Here is a 16,660-nt window from a genome sequence, read left to right on the forward strand (position 1 = left end):
TCGGAAAACTTCGGTGGAGAGTACTTCAAGAACAGATATTTAGGGCGATAGTAGAGCTGTCCCAACATGCATTCCGGCTAAACTGTCAGAGCGACGCCTGAGGGATGCGTTTCAAGTGTCGAGCGCTTCCAGCTCGTCGATCAGGCCACTGATGACGCCAAGTCCGATCTGCCAGAAGGCGGGATCGGTGGCGTCGAGCCCGAAGGGCGCCAGAAGCTCGGAATGATGCTTGGTGCCCCCGGCGCGCAGCATTTCGAAATACTTGTCCTGAAAGCCGCGCTCGGCGTTCTGGTAGACCGCGTAGAGCGAGTTCACCAGGCAGTCACCGAAAGCATAGGCATAGACATAGAAGGGCGAATGGATGAAGTGCGGGATGTAGGTCCAGAACACCTCGTAGCCTTCGCGCAGCTTGATGGCGGGACCCAGACTTTCGGCCTGCACTTCGAGCCAGAACTGACCGAGCCTGTCGGAGGTCAGTTCGCCGTTCTTGCGTTCGGCATGCACCTTGCGCTCGAATTCATAGAAGGCGATCTGGCGCACGACCGTGTTGATCATGTCCTCGACCTTCTGGGCGAGCATGGCCTTGCGCTCGCGCCGGTCGGTGGTCTGGTCGAGCAGCGAGCGGAAGGTCAGCATCTCGCCGAAGACCGATGCCGTCTCGGCCAGCGTCAGCGGCGTCGAGGCCATCAGTGCGCCCTGGCCGCCGGCCAGCACCTGATGCACCCCATGGCCAAGCTCGTGCGCCAGCGTCATCACATCGCGCGGCTTGCCCATGTAGTTGAGCAGGACATAGGGATGCGCCGACGGTACGGTCGGATGGGCGAAGGCGCCAGGCGACTTGCCGGGCCGCACCGGCGCGTCGATCCAGTTGCGGTCGAAGAAGGTTCGCGCGATCTCGGCCATGTCGGGCGAAAAGCGCTGATAGGCGGACAGCACCGTGTTCCTGGCCTCGTCCCAGCCGATGATCGCCTGGGGCGTATCCGGCAACGGCGCGTTGCGGTCCCAGTGGTTCATCACCTCCATGCCCAGCCAGCGTGCCTTCATCGCGTAATAGCGGTGCGACAGGCGCGGATAGGCATCGCGAACGGCGGAAGCCAGGGCGTCCACCACGCTGCGCTCGACGCGGTTGGCGAGATGGCGTGAATCGGCGATGTCCTCGAAGCCGCGCCAGCGGTCGGATATTTCCTTGTCCTTGGCCAGCGTGTTGGTGATCAGCGTGAAGGTGCGCAAATTTTTGCGGAAGGTCGTGGCCAGCGCCTCGGACGCCCGGCGGCGCACCCCGCCGTCGGCGTCCTGCAAACGGTTCAGCGCCGGCTCCAGCGTCAGTTCCTCGCCGTCGATGTCGAAGCGAAGGTCGGTCATCGTCTCGTCGAACAGGCGGTTCCAGGCGCCGCGTCCGGTGATCGACTTTTCGTGGAAGAGCTGCTCGACGCGGTCCTCGAGCTGGTAGGGCTTGTCCTTGCGCAGATCGAGCACCCACGGCCGGTAGTGACCGAAGGCGGGATCGCCGACGAGCGCGCCTTCGATCGACGCATCGTCGATCAGGTTGAGTTCGAGCGCGAAGAACAGAAGGTGCGCGCTGGCGTCGGTCATCTTCTCCTGGACGTCACCATAGAGCTTGGCGCGCTGGGGATCAGCGGTGTTTCCGGCATAAACCAGTCCCGCATAGGAGACGATGCGGCCGATCAGTTCCTCCAGCGCCTCGTAGGCGACAAGCGCCTCGCCCAGCCTGCCGGCGCTGCCGCGCTCGGCCTCGGCGGCCAGCGTGCCCTTCCAGCGGTTCTCGAAGCTGACCGCATCAGTGGCGGCCTTGGCGATGTCGCGCTTCAGCTCCGGCGCATCCATGCCGGCATAGAGATCGGCAAGGTTCCATTCCGGCAGGTCGCCCAGCTCGGCCGCGCCCTGACCGGACGCCGGCGCCGCAAGCCGCCGAGCAGAGACCATGTTGCCAGAATCCTTATGCATTGCCGACACCTTCCGTGGCCAAGGCTCGAGGGGAAACGAGAAGCCGGTCAAATCCTAAGGAATTCATTCACCTGGTTTTTTGAAACCTTATTTAGAACCCTGTGCCAAGATGGTCCACAGGGCAGAATTCCTCGGGCGGGCAGTCATACCAGTCATGACAGGTTCCATACTCATAGTCGATGACGATCCGGTGCAACGCCGGCTGCTCGAAGCGGCGGTGACGCGGTTCGGCTACAGCGCAATCGTCGTCGACGGCGGCGCGGCCGCTCTCGATATCCTCGATGGACCCGGCGCCCGCGAGGTGTCGGTGGTCATCCTCGATCTGGTCATGCCCGGTCTCGACGGTATCGGCGTGCTGAAGGCGATGCGCGAACGCGACATCAACGTGCCGACCATCGTGCAGACCGCGCAGGGCGGCATCGAGACCGTGGTTTCGGCGATGCGTCATGGCGCCTTCGATTTCGTCGTCAAGCCGGCGTCTCCCGACAGGCTGCAGGCGTCGATCGGCAATGCGCTCAAGGTCGAGGCCGTCGAGGGCGAGGTCAAGCGCACGTCGCGCCGGCGCGGCGGCCTCCTGACCTTCAAGGACATGATCACGCACAGCCCGGCCATGGACAGGGTGATCCGCCTTGGCCAGAAAGCGGCGGCATCCAACATCCCGATCCTGATCGAGGGCGAGTCCGGCGTCGGCAAGGAACTGGTGGCGCGCGCCATCCAGGGCAGTGGCGACCGCCGTTCGAAACCCTTCGTCACGGTCAATTGCGGCGCCATCCCCGACAATCTGGTCGAATCGATCCTGTTCGGCCATGAGAAGGGCTCGTTCACCGGCGCCACCGACAAGCACACGGGCAAGTTCGTCGAAGCGCATTCGGGCACACTGTTCCTCGACGAGATCGGCGACCTGCCGCTCGACGTGCAGGTCAAGCTGTTGCGCGCGGTCCAGGACGGCGAGGTCGACCCGGTCGGCGGCCGCTCGACCGTCAGGGTCGACATCAGGCTGATTTCGGCGACGCACCGCAACCTCCTGCAGCAGGTCAAGGACGGCAAGTTCCGCGAGGATCTGTTCTATCGGCTGAACGTCTATCCGATCTTCGTGCCGCCGCTGCGCGACCGCCGCGACGACATCCCGTATCTGGTCACCCATTTCATGGAGAAGGTGGCGCCGGCCGACCCGCACCGTCGCCTGCAAGGTATTTCGGCGGCAGCGCTCGCCGTGCTGCAGGCCTATGACTGGCCCGGAAACATCCGGCAGCTCGAAAATGCCGTCTTCCGGGCCTCCGTGCTTTGCGAAGGCGATGTGCTTTCCGCCGAGGACTTCCCGCAGATACGGGCGCAAGTGGAAGGCACCGTCAACCTCGATTTGGATGGCGACGCGTCGTCGCCGTCCCTGTCTTTGGAGGGGCGCGATGACGAAGCCTTTCCCGGCGAGGGCGGCCCGGCAATCGCGTTCGATCCGCCGGCAAGGCTGCAGCCTCGCTTCGGCACGTTGCGGGCGCTCGACGAGCGCGGCAATGTGCGGGCACTTGCCGATGTCGAACTCGAGATGATCAAGCTTGCCATCGATCACTACAACGGACAGATGAGCGAAGTCGCCCGCCGACTCGGCATCGGTCGCTCGACGCTCTATCGCAAGCTCAAGGAACACGGCATCGATCCGGAGACAGGCCGCGTGGACCGACTCGCCTCCTAGGGCGATGCCGGGCTGAGCTTCGGCCCGAATCCGGCTTTGCCACAAGACCGGCGCCAGCTGCAATGCCATAACAGCCCTTGTGTCGCCGTTTCAGCGGCATTGTGGCTGTGTCATGGACAGCCCTGTTCACGCATTAAGGCTAACGGTAACAGATCGTGTTCGGGCCGAAGGCGAAAATCTGATCTAAACCAGCGGTTTACCAAGAAACCTTGTGAACAATTTTTGACGGGATATCGCCACGGTGTTACCGCATTTCGGCTTCAATAAGCGATGATTAACCATTAGGATCGATATTCGGGTGTGCTAATGCCACATCCGTTTGGACAAATCCGGGGACAAACGGCAGCCTGCAAGGCCTTTTGATTTGAACAGAATCGAACGACACACAAACAGGCGGCACCATCATTTGAGCGTCTGGCCGAAGTGGCTGGCAGTGTTGGTTGTCGCTTTTGGTTTTGTTGCCGCGGCTGCGAGCGGAGCCAGCGCCGAAACACGGTCGCTGAAGCTTTATCATCTCCACACCCATGAGAAGGCCGAGATCGTCTACAAGCGCAACGGCCGCTACGTTCCCGAGGGTCTCAGGAAGATCAACATCATTTTGCGCGACTGGCGTCGCAACGAGCCGACCAAGATGGATCCGCGTCTGCTGGATCTGGTCTGGGAAGCGTATCGGGAAGCAGGTGCCACGGACTACATCCAGGTCATCTGCGGCTATCGCTCGCCGTCGACGAACTCGATGCTGCGCGGCCGCAGCAGGGGCGTCGCCGAGAAGAGCCAGCACATGCTCGGCAAGGCGATGGATTTTTACATCCCCGGCGTGCCGCTGAAGAAGCTGCGTAACATCGGTCTCAAGATGCAGGGCGGCGGCGTCGGCTACTATCCGTCATCCGGTTCGCCGTTCGTCCACATGGATGTCGGCAATGTGCGCCATTGGCCGGGTATCAGCCGGCAGGAACTGGTCAGCCTGTTCCCCAATGGCAAGACGCTGCATGTGCCGAGCGACGGCAGGCCGCTGCCCGGCTTTGAGCAGGCGCTCGCCTCCTACAAGGCGCGCAAGGGTTCAGGCTCGCCGGCGATCGAAATGGCCAGTGCCGGTGGCAGCGGCAAGAAGTCAGGCGGGTTCCTGTCGGCATTCTTCGGCGGCGGCGACGACGAGGCCGAAGACAGCGCCGATGTCCAGACCGCTTCGGCCGCCCCCCCGCCCAAGGCGAGAAACCTGAAGCCGGCAGCAGCAGCCAAGACCAGCAACCTCCCGGGCATTGCCATCGTGGCGCCGGAGAATGCGCGGCGCGCCGAGATTCCGCAGGTGACCGAGCAGCAGGCTCCGGAGCCGGAAGAGGACACGCCGGAGACGATCATCGCGGCATTGCCGGCCCGAAGCATTCCGCTGCCGGATTTCGCACCGCGGCCGAAAGCCGATGTCGGCGCTCAGCAGCCTGAGAACGTTCCTTTTGCGATGGCGGAGGCGACAGCCACCACCGAGCAGGCTGTGGCGACCGCGCATGCGCCGGCGAGCGTTCCTTTCGGCTTGGCCGATGCAACGGCTTCGGCTAATCCGGCCCAGGTCGCGGTCAACAACATACCGTTGCCGACATGGCGTCCCGACAATTCGCTGCCGGCCGCTCTGGCTGCGCCGCCCAGCAAGGATGTGCTGATGGCGCTGGCCGAGACGGCTGATCAAGGCAAGACCGCGACCGATGCGTTCTCGGTGCTGCCGACGGCGCGGCCCGAGATGGCCAGGCCGGATGCGGTCAAGGCCGTGCTCGACGAGGCCAATGCACAGGTCGGTGCGGCCGATTACCAGCTTGCTTCCTTGTCCGGATCCGAGCCGCGTTCGGCGTTCAACGATCCGGGCACCAACGCCGCATCGCCGCGCGATGCTGTCGTTGCCCGTCCGGCCGGTTCCGATCCGGCCGCCGCGATCGGCGCCGGCGTCAAGACAACCCGCAAGGAATCGAGAGCCACCGCCCGCGACCTGAAGCCAGGCCCCAAGGCCATGGTGGTTGCAGCCGCACCGCAGGCGGCCCGCTGGGCATTGACCAGCGGCGAGCATGTCGCCGCCGTTTCAAGCGCGACGACGGCGCCTGGCTACGCCTACAGCATCGTGCACACGCCGCCGAGCGAGGTCTACACGGCCGGCTTCCAGCCGAGCAGCCAGGTGGCCGATGCCAATCGCTTCACCGGCAACGCCGTCAAGTTCATGTCGGTCGCCCGCTTCCAGACCAAGTAAAGCGACAATCAATCGACAAAGCCGCGCCGGGTAACCCGCGCGGCTTTTTGTTGCGCGGCCGCATTGCTCGCCGCTGGTCCAATCACGCCGGCCTGACATTGCCGTGATCGTGGAACTGCCCGGCTTTTCAAAGGTTTCTCCGGTGTTCGTTCAAACCCGGGGAGATCCATGAAGAACATCCTATTGGCATCGGTCATCGCATTGGCAACCGCTTCGGCGGCCATCGCCCCTACGCAGGCCGAGACCATTGTCGTCAAGACTCATGACCATATGCACATGAAGAAGCACTGCCGGACCAAGGTGGTCACAAGCTGGAAGCATCACCACAGGGTGGTTGAAAAGGTTCGGGTCTGCAGCTGATCCGGTTCGGAGCCGATTTGGCAAACCCGGTCGACGCGAGTCGGCCGGGTTTTTTCATGCCGTGGCCGAAGCCTTATTTCGCAAGCTTGCTCGCCGCGCGCGCCAGGGCTTCGATCTCGTCCCACTTGCCGGCCTTGACGAGGTCGTCGGGCGCCACCCAGGAACCGCCGACGCAGACCACGTTGGGCAGGCTTAGATAGTCGGCCGCGTTCTTGGCCGAGATCCCGCCGGTCGGGCAGAATTTCACATCGGCGAGCGGTGAGGCGAAGGCCTTCAGCGAAGCGATGCCGCCCGACTGCTCGGCCGGGAAGAATTTCAGGAAGCGCAAGCCGGCTTCGCGCGCGGCCATGATCTCGCCGGGCGTGATGGCGCCGGGCAGCAGCGGAACATCGCTGTCGGCGGCTGCCGCCAGAAGCTCGCGGGTGATGCCCGGGCTGACGATGAATCGCGAGCCTGCGCTCGCTGCCTTTTCGAACTGCCTGATATCGAGAATGGTGCCGGCGCCGACGATGGCTTCCTCGACCTCACCAGCCACACGCCGGATCGCCTCCAGCGCGTCGGCGGTCCTCAGCGTGATCTCGATCGCCGGCAGGCCGCCACGCGCCAGGGCGCGGGCCAGCGGCACGGCGTCAGCGACATTGGCGATCTTCAGCACCGGGATGACCGGCTGGCCGTTGAGGAGCGACAGGAGGTTTTCGGTCTTGCTGGGCATCTGTCTCTCCATATCCTAGTGCATGTCGCCCAAAAGTGCCCCTGGTTTTGGGAAGACGACATGCATAAAACAAAGACCTAAAGCGCGTCACATGAATTCGTTTCGGCGCGACGCGCTTTAGGACAATTCAACCGATTAGCAGACGGGTGTTTTTCTGTCCATGAAACGAAGCGTGTCGCGATGTCACGCGCCGTCGATGCTTGCCGGGATTCCGGCTCTGCCTTGAATCGGCTTGCGTGAGCGTTTAGTGGCTTTGGCAATGACATCACTTCTGCCCCTTCGCGTGGCCGCGCTCTACCGGTTTGCCCGGCTCGACGCCTTCGAGGAGCTGCGCGCGCCGCTCGCTGCCTTCTGTTGCGGGCGCGGCATCAAGGGCACGCTGCTTCTGGCGCATGAAGGCATCAACGGTACTGTCGCCGGCAGCGAAACGGCGATTGCCGAACTGATCGAGTATCTCGAAGCCATCGAAGGGCTCGCCGGCCTCGAGGTCAAGTACAGCGTGGCCGCGGACATGCCGTTCCATCGCATGAAGGTGCGGCTGAAGCGCGAGATCGTCACCATGGGTGTCGATGATATCGACCCTTCGAAAAGCGCCGGCACCTATGTCGCGGCGGCCGACTGGAACGCGCTGATTTCCGAGCCCGATACTGTTATCATCGACACGCGCAACGCCTATGAGGTGTCGATCGGCACCTTCAAGGGCGCGGTCGATCCAGCCACGTCAAGCTTTCGCGAGTTCCCGGCCTGGGTGGAAGCGCACCGGGCGGAGCTCGAGGGCCGCAAGGTCGCGATGTTCTGCACCGGCGGCATACGCTGCGAAAAGGCGACCGCCTACGTCAAGTCGCTCGGCTTCGAGGACGTGTTCCACCTCAAGGGCGGCATCCTAAAATATCTGGAAGAGGTTCCCTCCGAACAGAGCCTCTGGCAAGGCGAGTGCTTCGTCTTCGACGAGCGCGTTTCGGTGTCGCACGGCCTCGCCGAGGGCGAAGCGGAACTGTGCCGGGCCTGCCGCCGCCCGCTGACGCCGGGCGACCTGACGTCGCCCAAATTCGCCGCCGGTATTTCCTGCCCGCATTGCTTCGATGCGCGTTCGGACGAGGACCGCCAGCGTTATGCCGAGCGCCAGCGCCAGGTCGAGCTTGCGCAGGCGCGGGGCAGAGAGCCGCATATCGGCTCCTGATCCAGGCATCGAGCTGCTGCAAAGCGGCCGCTGTCATTGCAATGTCAAGTTTCGGGACTTACGTCTTCGACGTTCGAAACCTGCCCGTTCGGCCGGGCAAATCCTGGAGGCACTGAATGTTCGATCCCAAGAAGCTTCTCGACGATCTGCTCGGCTCGCAAATCCCCGGCACCAGCGGCACCGTTCGCGACAAGGCGGGGCAGGCCGTGCAGATGGCCAAGGACAATCCGCTGGCCGCCGGCGCACTGGCCGCCGTGCTACTTGGAACTGGTGCCGGTCGTAACGTAACGGGCGCCGCGGTGAAGCTTGGCGGACTGGCTGCCATCGGCGGTCTCGCCTACAAGGCCTACCAGAACTACAAGGCCGGCAACGCACCCGCCGAAGCACCGGCGGCCGGCGAACCGGAATTGCTGCCGCCGCCCAAGGACACCGCCTTCCACCCGTCGCAGGCGCCGCAAGGCGAGGACGAATTCACGCTGACCCTGATACGGGCGATGATCTCGGCGGCGAAGGCCGATGGCCATATCGACGATGAAGAGCGCCAGAAGATCGCCGGCAAGCTCAGCCTGGCCGGCATAGACTCCGATGCCGAAAAGTTCCTGATGGCGGAGCTGGCAAGCCCGCTCGACCTCGACACGCTGGTGGCCGGCGCCAAGACCGACGCGCAGAAGCTCGAACTCTACACGGCATCGCGCCTGACCATCGATCCCGACACCCGCGCCGAGCGTGGCTATCTCGACCTGCTTGCAGGCCGGCTCGGCCTGCCGGACGCGCTGGTCGACCATGTCGAGGCAACGGTTTCGGCGGCCAAGGTGCCGGCCAAGGCAGGGACATCACCCAATCCGCGCTGGTAGGCCAAAACGGCACAGGAGGCACTTTCCGGGTTAACCTCTCGTTAACCCAGCAAGCGCATCATTCAACACAGTCGGATCGGCTTTTCCTCCTCCCAAGCCCGGTTCAGATCAGGGGCGGTCGCCAATGGCCGCCCTTTTTGTCGGCCCGATCGGATGGACACGCTTGCCATCGCCGCCGTCATTTGCGATGCCTTCCTTTTTCGAGCCAAAACCCGAAAATCAGTCGAGCAAGCGCAGCTCTGCCGGAGGACAACAGCCATGACCGAGCAAAGAACCGCCATCGTCACCGGGGCCGGCACGGGCATCGGCAAGAGCGTCGCCACGGCGCTGCTCAAGAACGGCTGGAACACGGTATTTTGCGGGCGCCGCAAGTCGGTGCTGGACGCTGCGGTCGCCGAGGCCGGCCGCACCGACGCCAAGGCCTTGGCGGTAGCCTGCGATATCAGCAAGGCAGGCGAGGTCGACGATCTGTTCGAGACCGTGGCGGCGGCCTTCGGCCGTGTCGACCTGCTCTTCAACAATGCCGGCATGGGCTACAAATCGGCGCCGATCGACGAGATACCGGTCGAAGTGTGGAACGATATCGTCGGCGTCAATCTCACCGGTTCGTTCCTGTGTGCCCGTGCCGCCTTTGGCGCCATGCGCAAGCAGAAGCCGATGGGTGGCCGCATCATCAACAACGGTTCGGTGTCGGCCTATGCGCCGCGCCCGGGCTCGGTGCCCTACACGGCGACCAAGCATGCCATCACCGGGCTGACCAAGACGCTGGCGCTCGACGGCCGGCCTTATGACATCGCCTGCGGCCAGATCGACATCGGCAATGCGCTGACCGATATGGCGCAGCCGATGACGGTCGGCGTGCCGCAGGCCAACGGCTCGATATCAGCCGAAGCGGTGATGGATGTTCAGCGCGTCGCCGACGCCGTCGTCCATATGGCCAGCCTGCCGCTCGAGGCCAACGTGCTGTTCATGACCGTCATGGCGACCAAGATGCCGTTTGTCGGGCGTGGGTAGTTATTCTCCCGGTAGCTCTGCGCCGGGTAGATAGAGCGCGATAGGACGGATCTCGTAGACGGCGGTCGGATTGACGCGACGAAACTCGCGCGCGATAGCGATGGCATCGTCCCGCGTCGGGCAGTCGACGACATAGAGGCCGAGAAGCTGTTCCTTGGTTTCGGCGAAGGGGCCGTCGACGATCATGCCGTCGCGCAAGGTGCAGGCCGATTGTGTCGCGTCAAGCCGCGCCGACGGGCCAAGGCTGCCGTCGGCATAGAGCCCTTCATGGATCTTGAGCAAGTCAGCCATCAGCGCCGTATCTTCCTGCGGCGTCAGCGCTTTGATTGCGTCTTCCACATGATAGGCAAGGATTGCATAGAACATCCGATGTCACCCCACTTCGATCCTGATCCGAGGACCGTAGCCGTTCTCGACATGCACGCCCAGTCTTGGCCGCGCGCCTCCGGACGGCTCATGACACCGTCATGCCACAGCCGCAAATTGTCCGGAAGAGGACAGCGGGCCGCTTTCAAGCTTACTTCGCCAGGAAGGCCCCGATCCGTTCCAGCGCCCGCAAGATGTTCTCCTCGGAATTGGCGTAGGAGAGCCTGATATAGCCTTCGCCGAGAATGCCGAAATCGGGACCGCCGATCAGCGCCACGCCGGCATCGTCGAGCAGCGCCGAGGCCAGCTTCTTGGCCTTCCAGCCGGTCTTCGAGACGTTGGGGAAAGCGTAGAACGCGCCCTTGGGCGTGATGCAGGAAATGTCAGGCAGGGCGTTCAGTCCCTCGACGACGATCTTCCGGCGGCGGTCGAAGGCGCGCATCATATTGGCGACATCGTCCTGCGGGCCGTCGATTGCCGCGATGCCGGCGAATTGGCTCGGCGCGTTGACGCAGGACCAGCAGTTGACAGCCAGCTTGCGCACCTTGTCGTAGAGATGGGCGCCCTTGTCGCCATTCGGCCAGATCGACCAGCCCATGCGCCAGCCGGTCATCGCCCAGGTTTTCGACCAGCCATTGAGCACGATCAGCCGGTCGCGGATCTCGGGAAAGCCGAGCAGCGAGCAATGCGTCTCGCCATCATAGGTCATGACGTCGTAGATCTCGTCGGAGAGGATGGCGACGTGCGGATGCGCCTCCAGCCCCTTGACCAGTTTCTCGATCTCGGCACGCGGCGTGACGCCGCCGGTCGGATTTGCGGGTGAGTTGAGGATCAGCAGCCTGGTCTTCGAGGTGATCAAGGCCAGCGTCTCCTCGGCGGAGAAGGCAAAGCCGTTCTCCTCGCGCATCGGCACCGGAATAGGCGCCGCACCGGTGAACTCGATCATCGAGCGATAGATGGGGAAGCCCGGATCGGGATAGAGGATTTCGGCGCCAGGTTCGCCGAACATCAGGATCGCCGCGAACATGGTCGGCTTGCCGCCGGGCAGGATCATCACCGTTTCGGGCGATACTTCGACACCGGTGGTGGTCAGCGTGCGCCGCACCACTGCCTCGCGCGTCGCCAGCAAGCCGTTGGCCGGCGTGTAGCCGTGGTGACCGTCGCGCAACGCCTTGATCGCCGCCTCGACGATGTGCTGCGGCGTCTTGAAGTCCGGCTGGCCGATGCCGAGATTGACGATGTCCCGACCTTGGCTTGCAAGGGCTGTCGCCCGCGCCAGCACCGCGAATGCATTTTCCTCGCCGAGACGGTCGAAGGCCGAAATCGTGTGGAGCATTTTTCCCGTCCGTGTGGTTCTTGCTGTTGGGTCGCGTTTTTGTGAGCTTCGGCTGGCAAAAGTCAAACGGATTGGAGCTTTCGGTGTCGGAAAATCTCAGGGATTGGCAACCGCGCCCGCGGCCTGAACGCAAGACCATCGACGGAAGCACTGTCCGGCTTGAGCCGCTGAGTGCTGCAAAACACGGCGATGGCCTCTATGAAGCGTCCTCCGTGTCCGACATCGGCGGCCGCTTCGCCTGGCTGCCGGACTATCCGCCGGAGACCCGCGCCGCCTTCCAGCCATGGCTGGACAAGGTCGAGGCCAGCGAGGATCCGCTGTTCTTCACCGTCATCGACAAGGCCAGCGGCAAGGTCGCCGGACGCCAGACACTGATGCGCATCGATCCGGCGTACGGCGTCATCGAGATCGGCAACATCTATTGGGGACCGCTCATCTCGCGCAAGCCGGGAGCAACCGAAGCGCAGTTCCTGTTCATGAAATACATCTTCGACGAACTCGGCTACCGCCGCTACGAATGGAAGTGCAACAACCGCAACGAGCCATCGAAGCGGGCGGCCGAACGGTTCGGCTTCAAGTTCGAAGGCATTTTCCGCCAGCATCTGATCGTCAAGGGTGAAAACCGCGACACCGCGTGGTATTCGATCATCGACAAGGAGTGGCCGGCTCTGCGCAGTGCCTATGAGGCGTGGCTCGATCCGGCCAATTTCGATGGCGACGGCCAGCAGAAGCGACGGCTCGAGGATTGTCGCGCGGAATTCGGCGCTTAGGAGTTCGCCATTGGCACATACAAACGATCACAGCCGGCATGATCACACTGGGCATGATCACAGCCCCGGTCATGTGCATGGCTCGACCGACAAGAAACGCGTTCTGATCGCAGCCTGCCTGACCGGCGGCTTCATGGTCGCCGAAGCGCTTGGCGGCATCCTCACCGGATCGCTGGCGCTGCTGGCCGATGCCGGCCACATGCTCGCCGACTCGATCGCGCTCGGCCTTGCCTGGTATGCCTTCCATCTGGCTAGCCGCCCGGCGACCGTTCGTCTCACCTATGGCTTCGGGCGGGTCAAAACGCTGGTGGCCTATACCAACGGCATCGCCATCTTCGTCATCGCCCTGTGGATCGTCTACGAAGCCTGGGAGCGCCTGCAGGCGCCGGCACCGGTGCTTGGCGGGCCAATGCTGGTGGTGGCGATCCTTGGCCTGCTGGTGAACATCGGCTCGTTCGTCGTGCTGCATGGCGGCGACCGCGAGAGCCTGAACATGCGCGGCGCCATCCTGCATGTGCTTGGCGACCTGCTCGGCTCGGCGGCGGCCATAGCGGCGGCGCTGGTCATCCTGGCGACCGGTTGGACGCCGGTCGACCCGATCCTGTCGGTCCTGGTCTCGCTGCTGATCCTCTACACGGCGTGGTCGCTGATGCGTGAAGCCGCCCATGTGCTGCTCGAGGGCGTGCCGCCAAGCCTCGACCGCGATCTGATCGCCAGGGATATCGAGGCGACGATCCAGGGCGTGCGCGAAGTGCACCACATGCATGTCTGGTCGCTCGACGGGACCAGCAACATGGCGACACTGCATGCCTGTCTCGACGAGGGCGTCGATGCGCATCAGGCAGTGAGTGCCGTCAAGAAGCGGCTTGCCAGCGAGCACGGCATCAGCCATGCCACCGTGGAACCGGAATTCGGCCAGTGCGCCGACGACGGCGACGAGCACGAGCATGGGCACGAGCATGAAGCGGCAGCCTATCACGACCACCATCACTAGGACCGGATCGATCGATGTCGATTGTCCTGCCTCAGGAGTTGCGAAACCTTGAAAACCAGCTTGATGAACACCCGCTGCCCTGGTGCGGCGTGATGGATCGTGACACCAGGAATGCTCTTATCGCTGCAGTGTGGATCATGCTTCTGTTCGGTATCGGCGCCTACTATCTGCCGACCGTGATGCTGGCACTCGGCAGCCTTTCGACCGTGCTGGCCGGCGCCTTTGGCATCGTCTTCGTGCTGGCGTTCTTCTCGGTGTTCTGGCTGCGGGCCCGCAACCAGCGCAAAAACCAGGGTAAATAGGCAAGGGATTTTCGATATGCGCATTCTGATCACTGGCGCCGCGGGTATGGTCGGCCGCAAGCTCATCGCCCGGCTGGCCAAGGACGGCACGCTGCGCGGCGGCAAGATCACCGCGCTCGATTTACACGATATCGTGCCGCCGCAGGCACCGAGCCTGGATGGCGTCAGCGTCACGCTGCACACCGGCGATCTCGCCGAAGCGGGGGCCACTGAGCGCCTGGTCGCATCGCGCCCCGACGTCGTGTTCCATCTTGCCGGCATCGTGTCGGGCGAGGCGGAAGCGAATTTCGATCTCGGCTACCGCGTCAATCTCGATGGCACGCGGGCCCTGTTCGATGCCATCCGGCTGGCGGGCTTTGCGCCGCGCGTCGTCTTCACCTCGTCGATCGCGGTGTTCGGCGCGCCGTTCCCGGATGTCATTCCCGATGACTTCCATCCGACGCCGCTGACCTCCTACGGCACCCAGAAGCAGATGAGCGAAGCGCTGCTGGCCGACTATTCCAGGCGCGGTTTCTTCGACGGCATCGGCATCAGGCTGCCGACCATCTGCGTGCGGCCGGGCAAGCCGAACAAGGCGGCGTCCGGCTTCTTCTCAGGCATCATCCGCGAGCCGTTGAGCGGCCAGGAGGCGATCCTGCCGGTGCCGCGCTCGGTCGTGCACACGCATGCCAGCCCGCGCTCGGCGGTCAACTTCCTGATCCATGCGGCAGGGATCGACAGCAGCGCCGTCGGGCCACGCCGCAACCTGACGATGCCTGGCGTCGCCGTCACCGTCGGCGAGCAGATCGAGGCGCTGGAACGCATCGCCGGGCCGAAGGCGGTAAGCCTGATCCGCGAGGAGCCGGATGACACGATCTGGGCGATCGTCAAGGGCTGGCCAACACGGTTCGAGGCGCGGCGGTCAAGGGAACTGGGCTTCAGCGCCGAAAGGAGCTTTGACGAGATCATCCGCGCTCATATCGAAGATGAGCTCGGCGGCAAGATCGCGGGTTAAACTCCGAGCCTCGCTGCGTCGGGCATCATCCGCCTGCCGCCAGGCTCGCCGACAGCAGCAGCAGTCCGAACAGGAACACGAAGGCTGCGCCGCCGATCTCGACGATCGAGTGGATGCGGTTGCCCATGCGGCCGTCGCCGGCGAAATAGACCGCCCAGTTCTTGGCGGTCACCGCCAGTGTCGCCAGTGCCGATACGGTGATCGCCGTTCCCAGCGACATCGCCAGCACCGACAGCAAACCGCCGAGCCAGAGCCCGTTGAGCAGGGCGAAGCTGAGCACGATCAGCGCGCCGGAGCAGGGGCGGATGCCGACCGCCGCCACCGCCGTCCACGCCGTGCGCCAGTCGAAGCGATCGCCCGACAGCAGCGCCGGATCGGGTGCGTGCGAATGGCCGCAGGTGTCGCAGACTTCGCCCGCCGCGTGATCGTGGTGTTCATGATCGTGTTCGGCATGATCGTGATGATCGTGCGAAGGGCCGTGCACATGGTCATGCGCGTGTAGCGCGTGCGCATGAGCATGCGCCGAATGGCTGTGAGCTGCATGGGAGTGACCGGCATGCGAATGACCCCCATGAGAATGACCGGCGTGAGAATGGCCGGCGTGAGCCGCCGACAGGCTGTAGGCCGGTCCTCTGCCAAACAGGCGCAGGATGGAAGGGCCGAGCTTGCGCCACAGGAGCCAGGCGCCGAACAGGGTGACGAAGACAAAGCTCATGATCTCCATGAACCAGGCTGCGTCCGTCATCGAGACGGAGGTGCCGCGCAGGACGAAGTAGGCGACTCCCATCACCGCGACCGCGGTCAGGCCCTGCAGCAGCGCCGAGACGAAGGACAAGAGGATGCCGCGCCGCAACGCCACCTCATTGGCCACCATGTAGGACGAGATCACCGCCTTGCCGTGGCCGGGGCCGGCCGCATGGAAAATACCGTAGGCGAAGGACAGGCCGACGAGTACCCAGATCTTGCTGCCGTCCTGGCGCATCGCCTTCATCGCCGTCGCCAGCGCGCGGTAGAATTCCTGCTGCCTGAGATTGATCCACATCAGGATGTGGGCGAACGGGCCGGTGGTGGGCGCCATGCCGTCATTGACGCCGATGCCGAGCGAACTCTGGGCATGAGCGGCGTCGGCGAAATGCATCATGGCGACAGTGAGGGCCAACAGGCCGAACGCCAAACGCAGGGACGGTTTCGTCACCGGCTTCATCCTTCTGGCTGACAGGTCAGTTCGAGCTTGGTGGCGAAGATCTTGCTCATATCGGTGCCGGTCGGATCGTTGAAAAAGGCATCGGTGAGGGTCTTCTGGTTTTCCTTGATAGCCTCGTCCGGGTCCGGACGGACCACCTTGCTGGTGCAGTTCGAGGGCAGGCCTTCAACCGTGATGTTGGAGTCCTCGGTGAAGTCGATCGCCGTGTAGAATGTCGGATCGTAGACGCCGATATCGATCTTGCCGTGGAGCTTGATCGGCACCTTAGGTTCGGACTCGAAAAGGATGATCAGCTGATCGTTGTCGAAATTGGCCATCAGATGCGGCGGCGGCGTCATCGCCACGTCCTTGCCGTCGACGGTGACGAGCTGGAAGTAATTGAACTCGGCCAGCGAGGCATGAACGGTGTCGGCGACTTCCTTCAGCTCCTTGTCGTCGAGCTTCAGGTCGGAGTTCTTGTCGAACTCCATCATCACGGTCGAGGAAAACAGATCGTCGAAGCGCCAGAGATGACGCAGAGCCTTCACGCTTTGGTGATCCGGGGAGAGAATCACATCGAGGCGGGCCTCGGCGAAGACATGCGGATGCACGTAAGCCGGTCCAGTGGCGGCAAAGTTAGCCGCCAAGGCCGAAGCCAGCATGATTGCGTGCCGTTTCAGATTCATTCTCGGTCCATAGGCCTCGGAAGA

Annotated in this window: 16 protein-coding genes; 9 read left to right on the top strand and 7 right to left on the bottom strand. The window is 63.6% G+C overall.

The genetic code is table 11. The annotated features are described in order from the left end of the window. Positions 1-111 precede the first annotated feature (111 nt). A complete protein-coding gene (locus tag NKJ11_RS29635) occupies positions 112-1,944 on the bottom strand; it encodes a M3 family oligoendopeptidase (protein WP_352794857.1) in 1,833 nt (610 codons plus the stop codon). Between the two features lie 175 nt (positions 1,945-2,119). On the opposite strand from NKJ11_RS29635, the gene NKJ11_RS29640 reads away from it, so the two are divergent. Both NKJ11_RS29640 and NKJ11_RS29645 read left to right on the top strand, forming a co-directional pair. Continuing rightward, positions 2,120-3,655: a sigma-54-dependent transcriptional regulator gene (locus tag NKJ11_RS29640; RefSeq protein WP_352794852.1), complete on the top strand. Its 1,536-nt coding sequence runs from the start codon at positions 2,120-2,122 to the stop codon at positions 3,653-3,655. 406 nt (positions 3,656-4,061) lie between these two features. Further along, on the top strand, positions 4,062-5,885 hold the full coding sequence (locus NKJ11_RS29645) for a peptidoglycan L,D-endopeptidase MepK (protein ID WP_352794853.1): 1,824 nt from the start codon (positions 4,062-4,064) through the stop codon (positions 5,883-5,885). Between the two features lie 8 nt (positions 5,886-5,893). Here the strand turns inward: NKJ11_RS29645 and NKJ11_RS29650 are convergent, their stop codons facing one another. Both NKJ11_RS29650 and NKJ11_RS29655 read right to left on the bottom strand, forming a co-directional pair. Beyond that, complete coding sequence (locus NKJ11_RS29650; RefSeq protein WP_352632072.1) at positions 5,894-6,109, bottom strand: hypothetical protein; 216 nt, start codon at positions 6,107-6,109, stop codon at positions 5,894-5,896. Positions 6,110-6,318: 209 nt separating this feature from the next. Then, positions 6,319-6,957, bottom strand: coding sequence for a 2-dehydro-3-deoxy-phosphogluconate aldolase (locus tag NKJ11_RS29655; RefSeq protein ID WP_352632073.1), 639 nt, complete (start codon positions 6,955-6,957; stop codon positions 6,319-6,321). Positions 6,958-7,216: 259 nt separating this feature from the next. On the opposite strand from NKJ11_RS29655, the gene trhO reads away from it, so the two are divergent. The 3 genes from trhO to NKJ11_RS29670 all read left to right on the top strand — a co-directional run bounded on the left by trhO (position 7,217) and on the right by NKJ11_RS29670 (position 10,005). Then, positions 7,217-8,137 carry an oxygen-dependent tRNA uridine(34) hydroxylase TrhO gene (trhO, locus tag NKJ11_RS29660; protein ID WP_352632076.1) on the top strand — a complete coding sequence of 307 codons (921 nt, stop codon included), beginning with the start codon at positions 7,217-7,219 and terminating at the stop codon, positions 8,135-8,137. 116 nt (positions 8,138-8,253) lie between these two features. Beyond that, on the top strand, positions 8,254-8,991 hold the full coding sequence (locus NKJ11_RS29665; RefSeq protein ID WP_127809400.1) for a tellurite resistance TerB family protein: 738 nt from the start codon (positions 8,254-8,256) through the stop codon (positions 8,989-8,991). A 258-nt stretch (positions 8,992-9,249) separates the two neighbouring features. Beyond that, the gene (locus tag NKJ11_RS29670; RefSeq protein WP_023810046.1) at positions 9,250-10,005 is read left to right on the top strand and encodes an SDR family oxidoreductase; all 756 of its coding nucleotides are present in this window, start codon (positions 9,250-9,252) and stop codon (positions 10,003-10,005) included. On the opposite strand, the gene NKJ11_RS29675 is transcribed toward NKJ11_RS29670, so the two are convergent. Together NKJ11_RS29675 and NKJ11_RS29680 are read right to left on the bottom strand one after the other, a co-directional pair. Next, positions 10,006-10,371, bottom strand: coding sequence for a YciI family protein (locus NKJ11_RS29675; RefSeq protein WP_128303104.1), 366 nt, complete (start codon positions 10,369-10,371; stop codon positions 10,006-10,008). Positions 10,372-10,522: 151 nt separating this feature from the next. Then, complete coding sequence (locus NKJ11_RS29680; RefSeq protein ID WP_023810044.1) at positions 10,523-11,707, bottom strand: pyridoxal phosphate-dependent aminotransferase; 1,185 nt, start codon at positions 11,705-11,707, stop codon at positions 10,523-10,525. An 83-nt stretch (positions 11,708-11,790) separates the two neighbouring features. On the opposite strand from NKJ11_RS29680, the gene NKJ11_RS29685 reads away from it, so the two are divergent. From NKJ11_RS29685 to denD, 4 genes are all read left to right on the top strand, one after another. Further along, on the top strand, positions 11,791-12,477 hold the full coding sequence (locus NKJ11_RS29685) for a GNAT family N-acetyltransferase (RefSeq protein WP_352794854.1): 687 nt from the start codon (positions 11,791-11,793) through the stop codon (positions 12,475-12,477). Positions 12,478-12,487: 10 nt separating this feature from the next. Beyond that, complete coding sequence (locus NKJ11_RS29690; protein ID WP_352610358.1) at positions 12,488-13,471, top strand: cation diffusion facilitator family transporter; 984 nt, start codon at positions 12,488-12,490, stop codon at positions 13,469-13,471. Between the two features lie 89 nt (positions 13,472-13,560). Beyond that, a complete protein-coding gene (locus tag NKJ11_RS29695; protein ID WP_126071175.1) occupies positions 13,561-13,773 on the top strand; it encodes a hypothetical protein in 213 nt (70 codons plus the stop codon). 16 nt (positions 13,774-13,789) lie between these two features. Continuing rightward, the gene (gene denD, locus NKJ11_RS29700; RefSeq protein ID WP_352610360.1) at positions 13,790-14,767 is read left to right on the top strand and encodes a D-erythronate dehydrogenase; all 978 of its coding nucleotides are present in this window, start codon (positions 13,790-13,792) and stop codon (positions 14,765-14,767) included. A 25-nt stretch (positions 14,768-14,792) separates the two neighbouring features. Here denD and NKJ11_RS29705 read toward each other — a convergent pair whose 3' ends face one another. Then, on the bottom strand, positions 14,793-15,971 hold the full coding sequence (locus NKJ11_RS29705) for a nickel/cobalt transporter (protein ID WP_128303099.1): 1,179 nt from the start codon (positions 15,969-15,971) through the stop codon (positions 14,793-14,795). Then, positions 15,968-16,636: a DUF1007 family protein gene (locus NKJ11_RS29710; RefSeq protein WP_127320170.1), complete on the bottom strand. Its 669-nt coding sequence runs from the start codon at positions 16,634-16,636 to the stop codon at positions 15,968-15,970. The genes NKJ11_RS29705 and NKJ11_RS29710 overlap by 4 nt, the downstream gene beginning before the upstream one ends. Between the last annotated feature and the right edge of the window lie 24 nt (positions 16,637-16,660).

This window comes from Mesorhizobium sp. M0243, from assembly GCF_040321775.1.
In the GTDB taxonomy this organism is placed as follows: Bacteria; Pseudomonadota; Alphaproteobacteria; order Rhizobiales; family Rhizobiaceae; genus Mesorhizobium.

Excerpts from the sequence above, each read along its gene's own strand:
- NKJ11_RS29635 (WP_352794857.1), bottom strand. The coding sequence starts at position 1,944 with ATGGTCTCTGCTCGGCGGCTTGCGGCGCCGGCGTCCGGTCAGGGCGCG.
- NKJ11_RS29640 (WP_352794852.1), top strand. The coding sequence starts at position 2,120 with ATGACAGGTTCCATACTCATAGTCGATGACGATCCGGTGCAACGCCGG.
- NKJ11_RS29650 (WP_352632072.1), bottom strand. The coding sequence starts at position 6,109 with ATGGCCGCCGAAGCGGTTGCCAATGCGATGACCGATGCCAATAGGATG.
- NKJ11_RS29655 (WP_352632073.1), bottom strand. The coding sequence starts at position 6,957 with ATGCCCAGCAAGACCGAAAACCTCCTGTCGCTCCTCAACGGCCAGCCG.
- trhO (WP_352632076.1), top strand. The coding sequence starts at position 7,217 with ATGACATCACTTCTGCCCCTTCGCGTGGCCGCGCTCTACCGGTTTGCC.
- NKJ11_RS29665 (WP_127809400.1), top strand. The coding sequence starts at position 8,254 with ATGTTCGATCCCAAGAAGCTTCTCGACGATCTGCTCGGCTCGCAAATC.
- NKJ11_RS29670 (WP_023810046.1), top strand. The coding sequence starts at position 9,250 with ATGACCGAGCAAAGAACCGCCATCGTCACCGGGGCCGGCACGGGCATC.
- NKJ11_RS29675 (WP_128303104.1), bottom strand. The coding sequence starts at position 10,371 with ATGTTCTATGCAATCCTTGCCTATCATGTGGAAGACGCAATCAAAGCG.
- NKJ11_RS29680 (WP_023810044.1), bottom strand. The coding sequence starts at position 11,707 with ATGCTCCACACGATTTCGGCCTTCGACCGTCTCGGCGAGGAAAATGCA.
- denD (WP_352610360.1), top strand. The coding sequence starts at position 13,790 with ATGCGCATTCTGATCACTGGCGCCGCGGGTATGGTCGGCCGCAAGCTC.
- NKJ11_RS29705 (WP_128303099.1), bottom strand. The coding sequence starts at position 15,971 with ATGAAGCCGGTGACGAAACCGTCCCTGCGTTTGGCGTTCGGCCTGTTG.
- NKJ11_RS29710 (WP_127320170.1), bottom strand. The coding sequence starts at position 16,636 with ATGAATCTGAAACGGCACGCAATCATGCTGGCTTCGGCCTTGGCGGCT.